This window comes from Mycobacterium sp. 1164985.4 (assembly GCF_001668575.1).
Classification (GTDB): Bacteria; Actinomycetota; Actinomycetes; order Mycobacteriales; family Mycobacteriaceae; genus Mycobacterium.
The window spans coordinates 18,727-35,674 of record NZ_LZMD01000057.1 but is presented as its reverse complement, the minus strand read 5'-3'; the positions used below and the strand labels follow the sequence as shown (position 1 = coordinate 35,674).

Genomic DNA, 16,948 nt, shown 5'->3' with positions numbered 1-16,948 from the left:
GGTCCGACAACCCACGGTGTCAAGATCAGCCGTACTATCGAGAGGAACTAGGGAACGGATCACGGGGATAGTGGCACAACAGTCCGAAGCGATCGCGGTCAAGACAGACGGCCGCAAGCGGCGTTGGCACAAGCACAAGGTGGAACGTCGCAACGAGCTGGTGGATGGCACCCTGGAGGCGATTCGGCGCCGCGGAAGCGGCGTCAGCATGGATGAGATCGCGGCCGAGATCGGTGTCTCGAAGACGGTGCTGTACCGCTACTTCGTCGACAAGAACGATCTCACGACCGCGGTGATGATGCGGTTCGCCCAGACCACCCTGATCCCGAACATGGCCGCCGCGTTGTCGTCGAACCTGGACGGCTTCGCGCTGACTCGCGAGGTCATCCGCGTCTACGTCGAGACGGTCGCCGCCGAACCCGAGCCCTATCAGTTCGTGATGGCGAACAACTCGGCGAGCAAGAGTCGCGCGATCGCGACGTCCGAGCAGATCATCGCCCGCATGCTGGCGGTGATGTTGCGCCGCCGGATGCAGGAGGCCGGTATGGACACCGGCGGCGTCGAGCCGTGGGCCTTCCACACCGTCGGCGGCGTTCAGCTGGCCACGCACTCGTGGATGTCGAATCGGCGCATGAGCTCCGACGAGCTGATCGACTACCTGACGATGCTGTCGTGGAATGCGTTATGCGGCATCGTCGAAGTGGGCGGGTCGCTGGAGGCGTTCCGGAGTCAGCAGCACCCGTCGCCGGCACTGCCGCCGCGAGACGGCCGGTGAGCTCATCGGGCGCGTTGCCCATCGCTGACGCGGTGCGGTTCCGGGCCGGCGACAAGATCGCCGATCTGGACACCTCGTCGACTCCGGGTTTCGACGGCTCCAAGTCCGACGCAGCACCGGTGCAGGCCGACCGCAGCGACCGCCTCGCCAGGCTGCAGGAGATGCTCTACGCGAGCTCGAAGGGCACCGACGACTCCCGCTCGGTGTTGTTGGTGCTGCAGGGAATGGACGCCGCAGGTAAGGGTGGCATCGTCAAACACGTTGTCGGAGCAGTGAATCCGATGGGTGTGCGCTACACCGCGTTCGGCAAGCCGACGCAGGAGGAACTGGCGCACGACTTCCTGTGGCGCATCCGGCGCGCGCTGCCGCCGGCGGGACACATCGGCGTGTTCGACCGGTCGCACTACGAGGATGTGCTGATCGTCCGGGTGCACGACCTGGTGCCGCCGGACGTGTGGGGTGCGCGGTACGGCGAGATCAACGCGTTCGAACGCGAACTCGTCGACGGCGGAACGACGTTGGTGAAGGTCGCGATGTTCATCTCGCTCGAGGAGCAGAAGAAGCAGCTGCTCGAGAGGCTCGACGACCCGACGAAATACTGGAAGTACAACCCCGGCGACATCGACGAGCGCCTCAAGTGGCCCCAGTATCAGGAGGCCTACCAGGCGGTGCTCGATCGGACGTCGACGGACTACGCGCCGTGGCATGTCGTGCCCTGCGATCGCCGGTGGTACAGCCGGCTCGCCGTGACCGAGCTGCTGATCCAGGCGCTCGAGGGTCTCGACTTGTCGTATCCGCCTGCGGATTTCAATGTCGAGGCCGAACGCAAGCGCCTGCTCGAGTCCTGAGGCTTTTGGCGCCGAGAGTCGCAAAGATGACGGATTTGCTCGGAATTTCGTCATCTTTACGACGCTCGGTGGAACCGATCGGCCGCCTGGTGCGCGTAATAAGTGTGCAGAAAATCATCGTTGCGAGCGAAGCGCTCGCGGCCGGCGTGGTGACGCGCCAGATGCTCCGTAAGCAATACTTCAAGATCTACAACAACATCTATGCACAAGAAGGGGTACGACTCACTGCGTCCGATAGAGCACTCGCCGCTTGGCTGTGGTCGCGAGGTGAAGCGACGCTGGTTGGACACTCCGCAGCGGCCATGCTCGGAACACGCTGGCTTCCCGACGATGGTCCGGCTGAGATCGCCCACGCGTACCAGCCCGGCCCGCCGGGGATCGTGATTCATCGTGGCGCTCTCGCCGACGACGAGGTCTGTGTTCGCGGCAGCCTCGACTGCACGACGCCCGCGCGAACCGCTTACGACCTGGGCCGTCGCGTCGACGGCGATACGGCCATCGTGCGCATCGACGCGTTGCTCAACGCGACCGGTTGCACTCCCGCCGAAGTACATGCGATCGCGGATCGCTACCCCGGCGCCCGGCATATCCGTCGGCTACGCGGCTCACTGGCCCTTGTCGACGGTGGTGCCGAATCTCCGAAGGAAACCGAATTGCGGCTGCTTCTCGTGCGAAGTAGATTGCCGCAACCCGTCACTCAGATCCGCGTTGGCAAGCGACGAGTCGACATGGGTTGGCCGCAGTGGAAGATCGGCGTCGAGTACGACGGAGAACACCACTGGACGAATCCCGACGACTACGCCGCCGACATCGAACGACTCGAATACCTTGCCGCGCAGGGTTGGACCATCATCCGCGTCAGCAGCCGGCAACTGCGATACGACCGGGCCGGGGTCCTGCGGCGCGTGCGCTCGGCGCTAGTAGCTGTAGAAGCCCTGCCCTGACTTCTTGCCGAGCTGACCCGCCTCGACCATCCGCAGCAACAATGGCGGCGGCGCGTAGTGCGGGTCTTTGAGCTCGGTGAACATCGAGTCGGCGATCAGCTTCATCGTGTCCAGGCCGATCAGGTCCGAAAGCCGCAGCGGCCCCATCGGATGCGACAACCCCGCGACGATCGCCTTGTCCACGTCCTCGACCGTGGCGACGCCCGACTCCACCATCCGGATCGCCGACAACAGATACGGCACCAGCAGCGCGTTGACGACGAAACCCGAACGGTCCGAACACCGTACGACCTGCTTGCCCAGCACCTCGCCGGCGAACTGCTCAACCCGCGCGAGCGCTCCGTCGGAAGTCACGAGCGTGTTGACCAGCTCGACGAGCGGCAGCACCGGCACCGGATTGAAGAAGTGCAGCCCCAGCACACGGCTCGGATTCTTCGTAGCCGCAGCGATTTTCATGATCGGGATGCTCGACGTATTCGATGCCAGCACGGCGTCGGGGTCGGTGATGATCTCGTCGAGCTGGGCGAAGATCTTGGCCTTGACGGCCTCATCCTCGACGACGGCCTCGATCACCAGCTGGCGGTCGGCCAGATCCGACAGGTCGGTCGTGTAGCTCAACCGCGCCAGCGTCGCATCGCGATCGGCTTCGGAGAGCTTGCCCTTGCTCGCCGCCCGCTCCAGCGATCCGGTGATCCGCTTGCGCCCAGCCTCGACGAGTTCCTCGGACGGCTCGTAGACGACGACGTTCGCCCCGGACTTCGCCGACACCTCTGCGATGCCGCTGCCCATCTGTCCGGCGCCGACAACGCCCACTCGTTCAATGCTCATTGCGTCCTCTCCACAACATCAGGCCCCGCCCAATATAAGGACGGGGCCTGATGACAAGCCGTTGGGCCTCGTGAGCCTACTGGGCTTGGCTAACTCACCGAGATGTCAGTGGAACTGACCCTCTTCGGTCGAACCCTTCAGCGCGGTGGTCGAACTGGTCGGGTCCACCGTGGTGGCGATCCGGTCGAAGTAGCCGGCGCCGACCTCGCGCTGGTGCTTGGTCGCGGTGTATCCGCGCTCCTCGGCGGCGAACTCGCGCTCCTGCAGCTCGACGTACGCGCTCATCTGGTTGCGGGCGTAGCCGTAGGCCAGATCGAACATCGAGTAGTTCAGGGCGTGGAAGCCGGCCAGCGTGATGAACTGGAACTTGAAGCCCATCGCGCCGAGCTCCTTCTGGAACTTCGCGATTGTGGCGTCGTCGAGGTGCTTCTTCCAGTTGAACGACGGCGAGCAGTTGTAGGCCAGCATCTGGTCCGGGAACTCGGCCTGCACACCCTCGGCGAACTGCTTGGCCAGCTCGAGGTCGGGGGTGCCGGTCTCCATCCAGATCAGGTCGGCGTACGGCGCGTAAGCCTTCGCACGCGCGATGCACGGCTCGATGCCGTTCTTCACGCGGTAGAAGCCTTCCTTGGTCCGCTCACCGGTGATGAACGGCTGATCGCGCTCGTCGACGTCGGAGGTGATCAAGGTGGCCGCCTCGGCGTCGGTGCGGGCGATCACGACGGTCGGGACGTCGGCGACGTCCGCGGCCAGACGCGCGGAGGTCAGCGTGCGGATGTGCTGCTGGGTCGGGATCAGCACCTTGCCACCGAGGTGGCCGCACTTCTTCTCCGAGGCCAGCTGATCCTCCCAGTGCGAGCCAGCGACACCGGCGGCGATCATCGCCTTCTGCAGCTCGTAGACGTTCAGCGCGCCACCGAAGCCGGCCTCGCCGTCGGCGACGATCGGCACCAGCCAGTTCTCGACCGAGGTGTCGCCCTCGACCTTGGCGATCTCATCGGCCCGGAGCAGCGCGTTGTTGATGCGGCGGACCACCTGCGGCACCGAGTTGGCCGGATACAGGCTCTGGTCGGGGTAGGTGTGGCCGGACAGGTTGGCGTCGCCGGCGACCTGCCACCCGGACAGGTAGATGGCCTTCAGCCCGGCACGGACCTGCTGGACGGCCATGTTGCCGGTCAGCGCGCCGAGCGCGTTGACGAACTCCATGTCGTGCAGCTGGTTCCACAGGATCTCAGCGCCACGGCGAGCCAGGGTCGACTCCTCGACGACGGTGCCCTGCAGCGCGACGACGTCCTCTGCGGAGTACTCGCGGGTCACGTTCTTCCAACGGGGGTTGGTGTCCCAGTCGCGCTGAATTTCCTCTGCGCTCTTCGGCTTGCCAACGGTTGACATGGCGCTCCTTCGATCTGTTCACTATCGCTGCGGCGCGGCCGGAGTACCCGGCTTGTTAACGCCCAAACGGTTCAGCGGATTCGCTACTACGAGGATGCCTTACTCTATTAGCGCAGGTCCAGCCGTTTCGAATGCCAACTTTCGCCAACTGCTCCACCGGTTTAGCTAATTTTGCGAAGATCGGTCTACGCTTAACCGGTTCAGAAGTTACCGATCAGTAGCCCATTTGCGCAGGTCAGTACGCCCGTACTGTTAAACGGGCGGTGATCAGAGATTGAAGATCGATGCGACAGCCTTGGCCTCGTCGCCGACCGCATATGTGAGCGTTGTAACAGTGCGATCCGTCAGTTCCGGACCGAATTTGTCCGTCGAGCCCGCCGGGTGGGTGTGGCTGAGGATCTCCATCTTGTCGCCCAGCGCGACCGCGGCATCGTGTTCGATCGTCGCGCGCAGCGGATAACGCACCAACTCTGGGTGATGATGCAGATAGTCCTCGATCACCGACCAGTACACCGAGTTGTTCATGTGGTCGAAGATGTCGATGTCACTCGCCCGGACCGGGAACTCGCGGATCTCGTCGGCGTCCTCGCGGCTGCCCGGCGACAGGTATGCCTTCCATCGCAGCCGACCGACATCGGTCGTGCGCCGTAGGCCCTCGAGGAAGTCGTCGGAGATACGTGCCGGCCCCTGGGTCTCGCGGTTGATGTTGATCCAGAACGCCTCGGACTCGACGAGACCGCCCTTGCGCCCGTCGATGCGCACGCGCATCTCGCACCACCGGTTCGACGTGCCCGAACACCAGCGGCGGAGCCGCAGCATGTCCTGGAACTCGATCGGGCGGATCATGTCGATCATCGTGCGGCGCACGATCCACAGCGGATGGGTTTCCTGGAATCCCATTTCACGCAGCTGGTCCGAGCCGATGTCCTGGATGTGTCGCGTCGCGGCGTCGAACTTCAGCCGGCCTTCGCGGTCCACGTCGGCGACCCGCAGCGGCCACTCGACATCGAAGACGTCGGGGTGCGGATCAGGGACGGGCATCATGATCTTGGCCAGCCCCTGCACGGCGCTTGCTCCCGATCCCTGATTGGTGCTCACGACCGCTGATCCTGCCACAATGGCCGATCTGCCAACAATGCGAAGGTGCTCTTCGCAACGTTGCTACCCTGGTTGACGTGGCGAAGACCTTTGTCGGATCGCGGGTTAGGCAGCTACGCAGCGAGCGCGGATTCAGCCAGGCGGCGCTGGCGCAGATGCTGGACATCTCGCCGAGCTATCTCAACCAGATCGAGCACGACGTGCGCCCCCTGACCATCGCGGTCCTGCTGCGCATCACGAAAGTGTTCGGCGTCGACGCGACGTTCTTCGCCTCCGAAGACGACACCCGGCTGGTCGCGGAGCTACGCGAGGTCACGCTCGACCGGGATCTCGACATCGACGTCGACCTTCCGGAGATCGCGGACATGGTCGCCGCGCACCCCAACCTCGCCCGGGCGATGGTCAACCTGCACCGCCGCTACCAGCTGACCACCACCCAGCTGGCGGCGGCCACCGAGGACCGATTCAACGCCGGCGGGGGCTTCAGCTCGGGCTCAGGCGCGATCACCATGCCGCACGAGGAAGTCCGCGACTACTTCTACGAACGCCAGAACTATCTGCACGAACTCGACACCGCGGCCGAAGATCTCACCATCCGAATGCGGATGCAGCGTTCGGAGCTGGCGCGCCAACTGTCGGACCGGTTGACGATGGTGCACGGCGTCCGCATCACCCAGCGCACGGACCTCGGCGAGTCGGTGCTTCATCGCTACGACCCCGAGACCAACACGCTGGTGCTCAACAACCATCTCTCCTCCGGGCAGACCGTGTTCAAGATGGCGGCCGAGTTGGCGTATCTCGAGTTCGGCGGCCTCATCGACAAGCTCGTCGACGAAGGCAAGTTCACCAGCGACGAGTCGACTCGCTTGGCGCGTATGGGCCTGGCCAACTACTTCGCCGCCGCAATGATGTTGCCCTATACGCAGTTTCACGATGTCGCGGAGAATTTCCGTTACGACGTCGAGCGGCTCTCGGCGTTCTACTCGGTCAGTTACGAGACGATCGCCCATCGCCTCTCGACCCTGCAACGGCCGTCCATGCGCGGCGTGCCGCTGTCCTTCGTCCGCGTCGACCGCGCAGGCAACATGTCAAAACGACAGTCCGCCACCGGTTTCCACTTCTCATCGAGCGGCGGCACCTGCCCGCTGTGGAACGTCTACGAGACGTTCGCCAACCCCGGCAAGATCCTCGTGCAGGTCGCCCAGATGCCTGACGGACGCAATTACCTGTGGGTCGCGCGCACCGTGGAGCGTCGCGCACAGCGCTACGGGCAGCCGGGCAAGACGTTCGCGATCGGCCTGGGCTGCGAACTCCGCCACGCGCACCGGCTGGTCTATTCGGAGGGGCTCGACTTGTCCGGCGAGGTGGCGACGCCCATCGGCGCGGGTTGTCGCGTCTGCGAGCGGGACAACTGCCCGCAGCGGGCATTCCCCGCGCTGGGCCGTGCGCTCGACATCGACGAGCACCGCAGCACCGTCTCGCCTTATCTGGTGCGTCAGGCCTAGGCACGTAGACTCGCTGTGATGAGCGCACCCGAGTCGGCCCGCATCGCGCCCGGTGGATTCAAGGAACTCGGCCCCCTGAACTGGGCCATCGCGAAACTCGGTGCGCGCACCATCCGGGCACCTCGGTTCAGCCTCTTCAATGTGCTTGGCCAACACCGGCTTCTGTTCCTGGCGTGGCTGCCGTACAGCGGGGTGCTGCTCGGCATCCTGAGCAAGCTCTCGGTACAGGACGCCGAGACCGTCATCCTGCGCGTCGGCCATCTGCGCGACTGCGAGTACGAACTTCAGCAACACCGCCGCCTGGCGCGCACCCGTGGGCTCGGCCCGGACGTGCAGAAGAAGATCTTCGAGGGACCCGACGCCGAGGGGCTGACCGACCGTCAGCGCGCGTTGATCACCGCCACCGACGAGTTCGTCGTGACCCGGGGCGTCTCCTCCGAGACGTGGGTGATGTTGGCCAGACACCTGACCAAACCACAACTGATCGAGTTCTGCATGCTGGCAGCCCAGTACGACGGGCTGGCCGCGACGATCACCACTCTGAAAGTGCCGCTGGACTTCCCGGACTAGAGGTACGTGATCCCGAGCACGATCAGCGACAGCAGCACCGGGGACACCGGCAGCGCCAACAGGAACGCCGCCCACACTTCGCTCTTGCGTTGATAGCTGCGCCACCCCAACCAGCCGACGCCTCCGCCCACGAGAAACGACACCGCAGCCACCACGAGCACCCAGGTGCTGACGTTCGACGTCGACGTGGCATACGAGATCCCGGCCAGCAAGAGGATATGGCCGACCACCAATCCCCCGATGCCGGCGACCCAGAGGGCTCGCGCCGTGCCGGATGTCTGAGTCACGTTCGCTGTGTTGCTTCTCGGGAGCACGTCAGAAATTGATCATGTGGCCGAGCAGACCGTGGAAGCACTCTTGCAGCGCCTCGGACATGGTCGGGTGCGTGTGCACGTTGCGGGCCAGTTCGGTCGCGGTCAGATCCCACTTCTGCGCCAGCGTCAGCTCGGGCAGCAGCTCGGACACGTCGTGGCCGATCAGGTGGCCGCCGATCAACTCGCCGTACTTGCCGTCGGCGATCAGCTTGACGAAGCCGCTCGGGTCACCGGCACCGTGCGCCTTGGCGTTCGCGGTGAACGGGAACTTGGCCACCTTGACGTCGTAGCCTTCTTCGCGGGCTTGCTCCTCGGTGAGCCCGAAGCTGGCGACCTGCGGCTGGCAGAACGTCGCGCGCGGCAGCATGCGGTAGTCCCCGAGCGGCAAAGTCTCTGCGCCCGCGATGGTTTCGGCGGCGATGACGCCCTGCGCCTCGGCCACGTGCGCCAGCTGCAGCTTGCCCGTCACGTCACCGATCGCGTAGATGTGCGGGATGCTGGTGCGCATGTAGTCGTCGATGCCGATCGCCTTGCGGTCGGTGACCTCGACGCCGGTTTTGTCGAGCCCGAAGCCCTCGATGTTCGGGGCGAATCCGATTGCCTGCAACACCTTTTCAGCCTTGAGGTCCTGCGACTTGCCGTCCTTGCTGACGGTCACGGTGACCTCGCCGCCGCCGTCGTCGTCGATCGACTCGACCTTGGTACCGGTCAGGACCTTGACACCGAGCTTCTTGAACTGCTTCTCGATCTCCTTGGAAACCTCGGCGTCCTCGTTGGGCAGCGCGCGGGGCAGGAACTCGACAATCGTGACGTCGACGCCGTAATTCTTCATCACGTAGCCGAACTCCATGCCGATGGCGCCCGCACCCGCGATGACAACCGACGACGGCAGCTCGCGCGTCATGATGAGTTCTTCGTAGGTGACCACGTTTTCCGACAGCGATGTGCCGGGCACTAGGCGGGTGCTGCTACCGGTGGCGATGATGATGTTGTCGAACTCGACGGTCTCGGTGCCGCCCTCGTTGAGGTCGACCTCGAGCGTGTGGTCGTCTTTGAACTTCCCGTACCCGTGGATCTCGGTGATTTTGTTCTTCTTCATCAGATAATGCACACCGGCGACCCGACCCTCGGCGACCTTGCGGCTGCGGTCGAACGCGACGCCGTAATCGAACGTCGCCTCGCCGCTGATGCCGAACTGCTTGGCCTCTTTGGTGAAGATGTGCGCCAGCTCCGCGTTGCGCAGTAACGCCTTAGACGGGATGCACCCGACGTTGAGGCAGACGCCGCCCCAGTACTTGGGTTCGACGATGGCGGTGTTCAGTCCGAGCTGCGCGGCACGGATGGCCGCGACATACCCGCCGGGGCCTGCTCCGAGTACGACGACGTCATAGTGGGTCACTCCCCCACCCTAGTAAGGAAGCACTCCCGCGAAACACCGACTTGCCCATTCGCAGTAGTAGAGACCGTGCAGCACCGCCGCTCCCGCGACCGCCGCCAAGGGTGCCGACGTCAGCGCGATCGACAGCGCCGACACTAGCGGGCGTTCGATCGCCATGGCCAGCAGCAGGCCGGCGACCGTCGTCGTGACGACGAAGACCAGCACGACGAAAACCGGCGCCGTCTTGTCGATCGAGTGGTACCACCAGTGGTACAGCGCCCATCCCGCCACCGCCGACAGCGCCCACACCGCCGCGACGACGAGGACGAACTTCCAGCGCTTGAGGTACTGGAAGTTGCCGGGAACCACGACGGGCTGCGCGGGAACGACCACCGGCTCGGACGGGCGCTCCGTGACGGCCGTCGTTCCTATCGCCTGGAACTCACCGGTGGTGAACGTCGGCGTGTAGGGCTCGGTCGGATCGCCGGACAGCGTCTCGGTGGTCTCAGTCACCGTGCACCGCCTGAATCGCCACCAGCACACCGAACCAACCGGGCGCGATCGCGAGGAGGAACGCACCGGCCGTCGTCACCCAGCGCCGAGCCGACGTCAGGATCGCCAACAGCCCCAACATGCCGGGCACGCCGACGACGAGCGCGACCACGACGTCGGGTCGGATCGGGGTGTCAATCACCAGGGTCGCGGCGATCCCGAGGACCAGGCCCACCGCCGTACCGACCAGCAATGCGCTGGTCAGCACCCATGCACGCGGAAGCGGTATCACGTTTGGAAGGCTACGGGGGCGGCTTGCGGTGCCCCCGTTATCCGCTCGGCGCGCCAGGTATCGGACATGCATCGATTGCATTACCGACGATGTGCGTGTCCGACGACGGCGGGCGGACACCCCTGGCGAAATCCGCTCCGGTCACGATGGGTGCATCGGCCAACAGGCCGTTCTCGACCTCGGAGAACGCGCGGCCGCGGCTCAGGAATCGCACCCCTTCGGGCGCCTCCACGCTGAAGCCGCCGCCGCGTCCGGGCACGACGTCGATCACCAGCTGCGTGTGTTTCCACGCGTCGAACTGCGGCCCGGATATCCACACCGGCACACCGTCGGGTTGGAGATCCGGTCCGACGTCGAGGAGGGCGAGGAGCACGTCGCGGTCGCCGACGATGAAGTCTCCGTCGGGGTAGCACATCGGTGACGACCCGTCGCAGCAGCCGCCGGACTGATGGAACATCAGCGCGCCGTGCCTGTCCTGCAGTCGCGCCACCAGTTCGGCCGCGGCGTGGGTGATCAACGCCCGCTTCGGCGGGGCTCCTTCTTCCGCCGACGGCGGGTGGGGCGCGGACGGTGACACCGTCAGAAGAAGCCTTGGGTCTTGTCGCTGTAGCTCACCAGCAGGTTCTTGGTCTGCTGATAGTGGTCGAGCATCATGCGGTGGTTCTCGCGCCCGATGCCGGACTGCTTGTAGCCACCGAACGCCGCGTGCGCGGGATAGGCGTGGTAGCAGTTCGTCCACACCCGGCCCGCCTTGATGTCACGCCCGGCGCGGTAGGCGGTGTTGCCGTCGCGGCTCCACACGCCCGCACCCAAGCCGTACAGCGTGTCGTTGGCGATGGCGATCGCGTCGTCGTAATCGGTGAACGATGTCACCGCGACGACGGGCCCGAAGATCTCCTCCTGGAAGATCCGCATCTTGTTGTTGCCCTCGAAGATCGTCGGCTGGACGTAGTAGCCGCCGGACAGGTCGCCGCCCAGTTCGGCGCGCTCGCCGCCGGTCACGACGCGGGCGCCTTCGTCCTTGCCGATCTCGATGTAGGACAACACCTTTTCGAGCTGATCGTTGGAGGCCTGCGAACCGATCATCGTCTCGGTGTCCAACGGATCGCCCTGCCGCACAGCCTTCGTGCGGATTGCGGCCAGTTCCAGGAACTCGTCGTAGATGTCGGCCTGAATCAGGCTGCGCGACGGGCACGTGCACACCTCGCCCTGGTTGAGGGCGAACATCGTGAAGCCCTCGAGCGCCTTGTCCTGGTAGTCGTCTCCCTCGGCCATCACGTCCGAAAAGAAGATGTTGGGGCTCTTGCCGCCGAGCTCCAGCGTGACGGGGATCAGGTTCTGCGACGCGTACTGCATGATCAGCCGACCGGTGGTGGTCTCGCCGGTGAATGCGATCTTGGCGATGCGGTTCGACGACGCCAGCGGCTTGCCCGCCTCAAACCCGAAACCGTTGACCACGTTGAGTACGCCGGCGGGCAACAGGTCGCCGATCAGGCTCATCAGATACAGGATCGACGCCGGTGTCTGCTCGGCCGGTTTGAGCACCACGGCATTACCGGCGGCCAACGCGGGGGCCAGCTTCCACGTCGCCATCAGGATCGGGAAGTTCCACGGAATGATCTGGCCGACGACGCCGAGCGGTTCGTGGAAGTGGTAGGCGACGGTGTCGTCGTCGATCTGCGACAGCGAGCCTTCCTGCGCGCGGATCGCCCCGGCGAAGTAGCGGAAGTGGTCGACGGCCAGGGGCAGGTCGGCGCCCAGCGTCTCGCGGATGGGTTTGCCGTTGTCCCACGACTCGGCGAGCGCCAGCGACTCGAGGTTCTCCTCGATGCGGTCGGCGATCTTGTTGAGGATGACCGCGCGCTCGCCCGGAGCCGTCTTACCCCACGCGGGGGCCGCACCGTGCGCGGCGTCGAGCGCTGACTCGATGTCGGTCTCGTTGGACCGCGGCACCTCGCAGAACGCCTGACCTGTCACCGGTGTCGGGTTCTCGAAGTACTCGCCTGAGGCCGGCGGCACCCACTCCCCGCCGATGAAGTTGCCGTAGCGCGACTCGTACGACATCAGCGCGTCCGCAGCGCCTGGACGGGCGTAGACAGTCATCGTTGACCTCCCTCGAACGGTGTAACCGAGCTCACACTACGCTCGGCCGCCACAATGGTTCCCGTGAGTTCCGATGAGCGCTTGCGCGAAGAGAAGACCGGCACCGATGAGCGCTTGCGCGAAGAGAAGACCGGCACCGACCCGTATTTGTGGCTCGAGGACGTCACCGGCGACGATGCACTCGACTGGGTACGCAAGCACAACGACCCGACGGTCGCCCGCTTCGGTGGGCGACGGTTCGAGCAGATGCGCAACGAGGCGCTCGAGGTGCTCGACACCGACGCCCGCATCCCGTACGTCCGGCGGCGAGGTGAGTATCTGTACAACTTCTGGCGCGACGCGGACCATCCCCGCGGCCTGTGGCGACGCACGACCCTGGACAGCTACCGCACCGAGCAGCCGGAGTGGGACGTGCTGATCGACATCGACGCGATTGCCGCCGAAGACGGCGAAAACTGGGTGTGGGCGGGTGCCGAAGTGCTCGAACCGGATTTCTCGCTCGCGCTCATCGAATTGTCCCGCGGCGGCGCCGACGCCACCGTCGTCCGCGAATTCGATTTGACCACACGCCAGTTCGTCGCCGACGGGTTCGCCCTGACGGAGGCCAAGTCGAGCGTCACCTGGCAGGACCGCGACACCGTGCTGGTCGGGACCGACTTCGGGCCGGGCTCGTTGACCGACAGCGGCTATCCACGCATCGTGAAGCGCTGGAAGCGCGGTTTGCCGCTGGCCGACGCGTCGACGCTGTTCGAGGGCAAGGCCGCCGACGTCAGCGTGGGTTGCGGCTACGACCCGACGCCGGGGTTCGAGCGGTTACTGATCACGCGGTCGCTCGACTTCTTCAACCGGGAGCGCTACGAGCTGCGCGGCGACTCGCTGATCCGGATCGACGTGCCGACCGACGCCGGGATCTCCGTGCACCGGGAGTGGCTGTTGATCCGGCCGCGCACCGACTGGACGGTGGGGTCGATGACATATGGCGCCGGGTCGCTACTGGCCGCGAAATATGCCGAATTCCTCGATGGCGAACGGGATCTGGCTGTCGTCTTCCAGCCGGACGAGCACTCCAGCCTGGAGGACTACGCCTGGACGCGCGATCGGTTGATCCTGGTCACCCTCGTCGACGTGATCAGCCATGTGCAGATCGTGACGCCGGGAACCTGGCAGCGGGCCGACATACCCGGTATCCCGCCGAACACCAACACCGTGCTGGTCGATGCCGACGAGTACGGAGACGAGATCTTCCTCGACTCGAGCGGTTTCGACACCCCGTCTCGGCTGCTGTGGGGGGTGGCCGGCGACGCCGTCACCGAGGTCAAACGCGCGCCGTCGTTCTTCGATGCAGCCGACCTGCGGGTGGATCAGTATTTCGTCGCCTCTGACGACGGCACCATGATCCCGTATTTTGTTGTCGCGCATCGGCATAGCCAAACTCCGGGTCCCACGCTACTGAGCGGGTACGGCGGCTTCGAGGTCGCCAACACACCGAGCTACAGCGGAGTGCTCGGCCGGCTGTGGCTCAGCCGCGGAGGCACCTATGTCCTGGCGAACATCCGCGGCGGCGGCGAGTACGGACCGAAGTGGCATACGCAGGCGATGCGGGAGAACCGGGATCTCGTCTACGAGGACTTCGCCGCCGTCGCACGCGATCTCGTGGCCCGAGGAATCACCACGGTCGAGCAGCTCGGCGCCCAGGGCGGCAGCAACGGCGGCCTGCTGATGGGCGTGATGCTGACGCGATACCCCGAGCTTTTCGGGGCGCTGGTGTGCAGCGTGCCGCTGCTCGACATGCGCCGATACCATCTGCTGCTGGCAGGCGCCTCGTGGATGGCCGAGTATGGAGATCCCGACGAGCCGGGTGATTGGGAGTTCATCTCGAAATATTCGCCATACCAGAATATTTCGGCCGATCGTCGGTACCCGCCGGTGCTGATCACCACGTCGACGCGGGATGACCGAGTACATCCGGGGCACGCGCGCAAGATGACCGCGGCACTGGAGAGCGCGGGCCACCCGGTGCACTACTACGAGAACATCGAGGGCGGCCATGCCGGTGCAGCGGACAACGCGCAGACCGCATTTCGCTCGGCGTTGATCTACGAGTTCCTGTGGTCGGTGCTCAGCTGAACAACCCGTCGCCGAGGAAACGGTCGGGTCCGCTGACACCGGGCAGCATGAAGAAGAAGCCGCCGCCGACGGGCAGGATGTACTCCTCGAGCGGTTCCCCTTTGAGCCGGCGCTGCACGGTCAGGAAGCCCTTCTCCAGACTGCGCTGGTAGGCGATGAATGCCAGACCCTGGTCCAGTCGGCCCGCGCCGTCGAATCCTCGCGAGTAATTGAAGCCGCGGCGCAGGATGCGATTGTCCTCGGTCTCCGGCGTCCGGGGGTTCGCCAGCCGGATGTGGGCGGTGAGCGGAATTCGCTTGCCGTCCGGGTCTTCTGGATAGTTGGGGTCGGTGAATTCACCCGTCAGGCCCAAGGGTGCACCGCTGACCTTGCTACGCCCGATCAGCGCCTCCTGCTCGGCGAGCTGGGTTCGGTCCCAGAACTCGACGAACATGCGGATGATGCGGATCGCCTGATACGAGCCGCCGACGGTCCACTCGGGTTCGCCGTCCTGCGGGCCGACCCATACGTGGCGATCCATGACGTCGCCGTCGTCGACATCGAGATTGGCAGTCCCGTCCTTGAACCCCAGCAGGTTTCGCGGGGTGGCGGCTTCGGACGCCTGGCCGGCGCCGATGCCCCGCGCGTAACCGTCGACCATCCACCGCAACACCAGATCGCTGCGCGTGCGGCGCATCAGCTGACGCAGCGCGAACACGACCGTGTCATTGTGACCCGCCTCGATGACGATCGACAGATCACCGTGCGACAGCTTGGGATCTAAGCGGTCATTGGCCAGGAACGGCATGGTGACCAGTTCCTTGGGTTTGCGATCGGCCAGCCCGAACCGGTGGTCGAACAGCGACGCCCCCACACCCACGACGACCGATAGGTTGTCCGCGGGCGGTTGTTCACCGAGGATGCCGGAGTCGACCGGGGGATACTCCGGATCGCGCACCTCGGGCGGCTTACCCGCCATCAGACCGCGGATCTCTTCGGTGAGCTCCTCGAGGGTGCGTTTGAGGCCGTCGGGATCCTTCGACAGGACGTTGAACGAAGCGATCAGGCCCTGTTCGGGGATGGGCAGCGCGGTGATACCGGTCTGATGCGGACCCTCGAACGGGACGAACGTCCCGCTCGAGGCGGACGAACCGGATTCCTGCTTCGAGCACCCCGCGAGGGCCGCACCGGCCCCTACCGCGGCACCCGTGCCCAACGCGCAAGTGATGAAGCCTCGGCGCGAGAGACCCGACCGGCCCTGCGTCACTTCAGTTTCAGCACTCCCGACACCTGCGACAGGTTCTCCGACAGTCCGGCGAGTTCGGCCTTGAGCTTGTCGATGACGTCCGGTGTCACGGTGACCTCGGGGCAACGCGGTGACGGGTAGGGGTCCTTCTCGGTGCAGAACAGCACCCAGCCGTCACCTCGGCGCAGCGGCCGCATCGTGTCGAATACGGAGTTCAGGCCCGCGTCGATCTTTCCCAGCAGCGCCGGATCAGCCTGAACCAGAGCGGGATTCAGCTTCCCGACGGCATCGCGTGCACCCTGCAGGTTCGCGTCGAAGTCCCACAGATCGGTCTTGGAGTAGCGGTCCTCTTCGCCGGTGATCTTGCCTTCGGACACCTCTTCGATCAGTTCGGCCGCCCCGTTGGACACGTCGATCGGCTTCACCTCGACAGACGGGAACTGCGCCTTGAGGTCGGCTACGTCCTTGTCGAGCTGGTCGGCGAACGGGGCCCCGCCCTCGGTGGTGTTCTTCTCGAACAGCAGGTATTCGAGGCGGTGCCAGCCGGTGAACTTCGGGTCGTCGACGCCTGCGAAGTCGTCGACGCGGGCGTCGATCTTGCCGTCGATCTCTTCCACCAGGCCGGCGATCGGCTCGATGCGCTCCCACGGCTGACGTGACGGCGCGAACGCGTCCTGGGCGGCCTTCAGATCGCCCGCACGCACCGCGTCGGTGAAGACCTTGACCACACGCTGGAGTTCGTCGATGTTGCTCTGCGCGTACGCCTTGTAGTCGGCTGCCGCTTTGTCCAGGACCGCAGGATCGATCGCGCGTGCGGCGCTGGTGGTCTCGGCCGCGGTTCCGCTGGCGGAAGTCGTCTCGCTGCTCGAGGACGAACTGTCGTTCGAGCATCCGGACAGGAGTAGGCCCGCGACGGCGATGGGGGTTGCCCAGGCAAGATAACGGTTCATTCGCACCTCGTAGTTAGGAGAGGCAAAACATAGCATTCCTGGCTGGTCAGAGGATAGGCACGCCTTATTTGGCGGTGCGGCCCGGGGCGGGCGGTTCCGCCTTTCTA

At 65.2% G+C, this 16,948-nt stretch carries 17 protein-coding genes; 6 read left to right on the top strand and 11 right to left on the bottom strand.

Annotated elements, in window-relative coordinates; translation table 11 throughout:
* Positions 1 to 70 precede the first annotated feature (70 nt).
* From A5650_RS09390 to A5650_RS09380, 3 genes are all read left to right on the top strand, one after another.
* Positions 71 to 775 (top strand): TetR/AcrR family transcriptional regulator, encoded by a 705-nt coding sequence (locus tag A5650_RS09390; protein WP_067289480.1) that lies wholly within the window; start codon positions 71 to 73, stop codon positions 773 to 775.
* Entirely contained in the window at positions 772 to 1,623 is an 852-nt protein-coding gene (locus A5650_RS09385) for a polyphosphate kinase 2 family protein (protein ID WP_067289476.1), read from the top strand. Before A5650_RS09390 ends, A5650_RS09385 begins: the two co-directional genes overlap by 4 nt.
* A 104-nt stretch (positions 1,624 to 1,727) precedes the next feature.
* Positions 1,728 to 2,567 carry an endonuclease domain-containing protein gene (locus A5650_RS09380; protein WP_156744063.1) on the top strand — a complete coding sequence of 280 codons (840 nt, stop codon included), beginning with the start codon at positions 1,728 to 1,730 and terminating at the stop codon, positions 2,565 to 2,567.
* Here A5650_RS09380 and A5650_RS09375 read toward each other — a convergent pair.
* From A5650_RS09375 to A5650_RS09365, 3 genes are all read right to left on the bottom strand, one after another.
* Positions 2,541 to 3,395 (bottom strand): 3-hydroxybutyryl-CoA dehydrogenase, encoded by an 855-nt coding sequence (locus A5650_RS09375; RefSeq protein ID WP_067289472.1) that lies wholly within the window; start codon positions 3,393 to 3,395, stop codon positions 2,541 to 2,543. The two genes, A5650_RS09380 and A5650_RS09375, sit on opposite strands and share 27 nt — an antisense overlap.
* Before the next feature lie 105 nt (positions 3,396 to 3,500).
* On the bottom strand, positions 3,501 to 4,787 hold the full coding sequence (aceA, locus tag A5650_RS09370; protein ID WP_067289469.1) for an isocitrate lyase: 1,287 nt from the start codon (positions 4,785 to 4,787) through the stop codon (positions 3,501 to 3,503).
* A gap of 267 nt (positions 4,788 to 5,054) precedes the next feature.
* On the bottom strand, positions 5,055 to 5,831 hold the full coding sequence (locus A5650_RS09365; RefSeq protein WP_067289746.1) for an acyl-[acyl-carrier-protein] thioesterase: 777 nt from the start codon (positions 5,829 to 5,831) through the stop codon (positions 5,055 to 5,057).
* 131 nt (positions 5,832 to 5,962) lie between these two features.
* Here A5650_RS09365 and ramB point away from each other — a divergent pair, with 131 nt between their 5' ends.
* On the top strand, positions 5,963 to 7,390 hold the full coding sequence (ramB, locus tag A5650_RS09360; RefSeq protein ID WP_067289466.1) for an acetate metabolism transcriptional regulator RamB: 1,428 nt from the start codon (positions 5,963 to 5,965) through the stop codon (positions 7,388 to 7,390).
* A gap of 18 nt (positions 7,391 to 7,408) precedes the next feature.
* Complete coding sequence (locus A5650_RS09355) at positions 7,409 to 7,960, top strand: carboxymuconolactone decarboxylase family protein (RefSeq protein ID WP_067289463.1); 552 nt, start codon at positions 7,409 to 7,411, stop codon at positions 7,958 to 7,960.
* On the opposite strand, the gene A5650_RS09350 is transcribed toward A5650_RS09355, so the two are convergent.
* From A5650_RS09350 to adh, 6 genes are read right to left on the bottom strand one after another with little or no spacing between them, the layout of a single operon-like run.
* Positions 7,957 to 8,247 (bottom strand): hypothetical protein, encoded by a 291-nt coding sequence (locus A5650_RS09350; RefSeq protein WP_067289743.1) that lies wholly within the window; start codon positions 8,245 to 8,247, stop codon positions 7,957 to 7,959. The genes A5650_RS09355 and A5650_RS09350 overlap by 4 nt on opposite strands.
* Positions 8,248 to 8,275: 28 nt before the next feature.
* The gene (lpdA, locus tag A5650_RS09345) at positions 8,276 to 9,673 is read right to left on the bottom strand and encodes a dihydrolipoyl dehydrogenase (RefSeq protein ID WP_067289460.1); all 1,398 of its coding nucleotides are present in this window, start codon (positions 9,671 to 9,673) and stop codon (positions 8,276 to 8,278) included.
* Positions 9,674 to 9,682: 9 nt separating this feature from the next.
* Positions 9,683 to 10,165, bottom strand: coding sequence for a hypothetical protein (locus A5650_RS09340; RefSeq protein WP_067289457.1), 483 nt, complete (start codon positions 10,163 to 10,165; stop codon positions 9,683 to 9,685).
* Positions 10,158 to 10,436, bottom strand: a complete 279-nt coding sequence (locus tag A5650_RS09335; protein ID WP_067289453.1) for a putative holin — start codon at positions 10,434 to 10,436, stop codon at positions 10,158 to 10,160. The genes A5650_RS09340 and A5650_RS09335 overlap by 8 nt, the downstream gene beginning before the upstream one ends.
* A gap of 37 nt (positions 10,437 to 10,473) precedes the next feature.
* Entirely contained in the window at positions 10,474 to 11,013 is a 540-nt protein-coding gene (locus A5650_RS09330) for a DUF779 domain-containing protein (protein ID WP_067289450.1), read from the bottom strand.
* Between the two features lie 2 nt (positions 11,014 to 11,015).
* Entirely contained in the window at positions 11,016 to 12,539 is a 1,524-nt protein-coding gene (adh, locus tag A5650_RS09325) for an aldehyde dehydrogenase (protein WP_067289447.1), read from the bottom strand.
* A 114-nt stretch (positions 12,540 to 12,653) separates the two neighbouring features.
* Here adh and A5650_RS09320 point away from each other — a divergent pair, with 114 nt between their 5' ends.
* The gene (locus tag A5650_RS09320; protein WP_067289740.1) at positions 12,654 to 14,666 is read left to right on the top strand and encodes a prolyl oligopeptidase family serine peptidase; all 2,013 of its coding nucleotides are present in this window, start codon (positions 12,654 to 12,656) and stop codon (positions 14,664 to 14,666) included.
* Here A5650_RS09320 and A5650_RS09315 read toward each other — a convergent pair.
* The gene (locus tag A5650_RS09315; protein ID WP_067289444.1) at positions 14,659 to 15,912 is read right to left on the bottom strand and encodes a Dyp-type peroxidase; all 1,254 of its coding nucleotides are present in this window, start codon (positions 15,910 to 15,912) and stop codon (positions 14,659 to 14,661) included. The genes A5650_RS09320 and A5650_RS09315 overlap by 8 nt on opposite strands.
* Complete coding sequence (locus A5650_RS09310; protein WP_067289441.1) at positions 15,909 to 16,841, bottom strand: EfeM/EfeO family lipoprotein; 933 nt, start codon at positions 16,839 to 16,841, stop codon at positions 15,909 to 15,911. The genes A5650_RS09315 and A5650_RS09310 overlap by 4 nt, the downstream gene beginning before the upstream one ends.
* Positions 16,842 to 16,948: the final 107 nt, after the last annotated feature.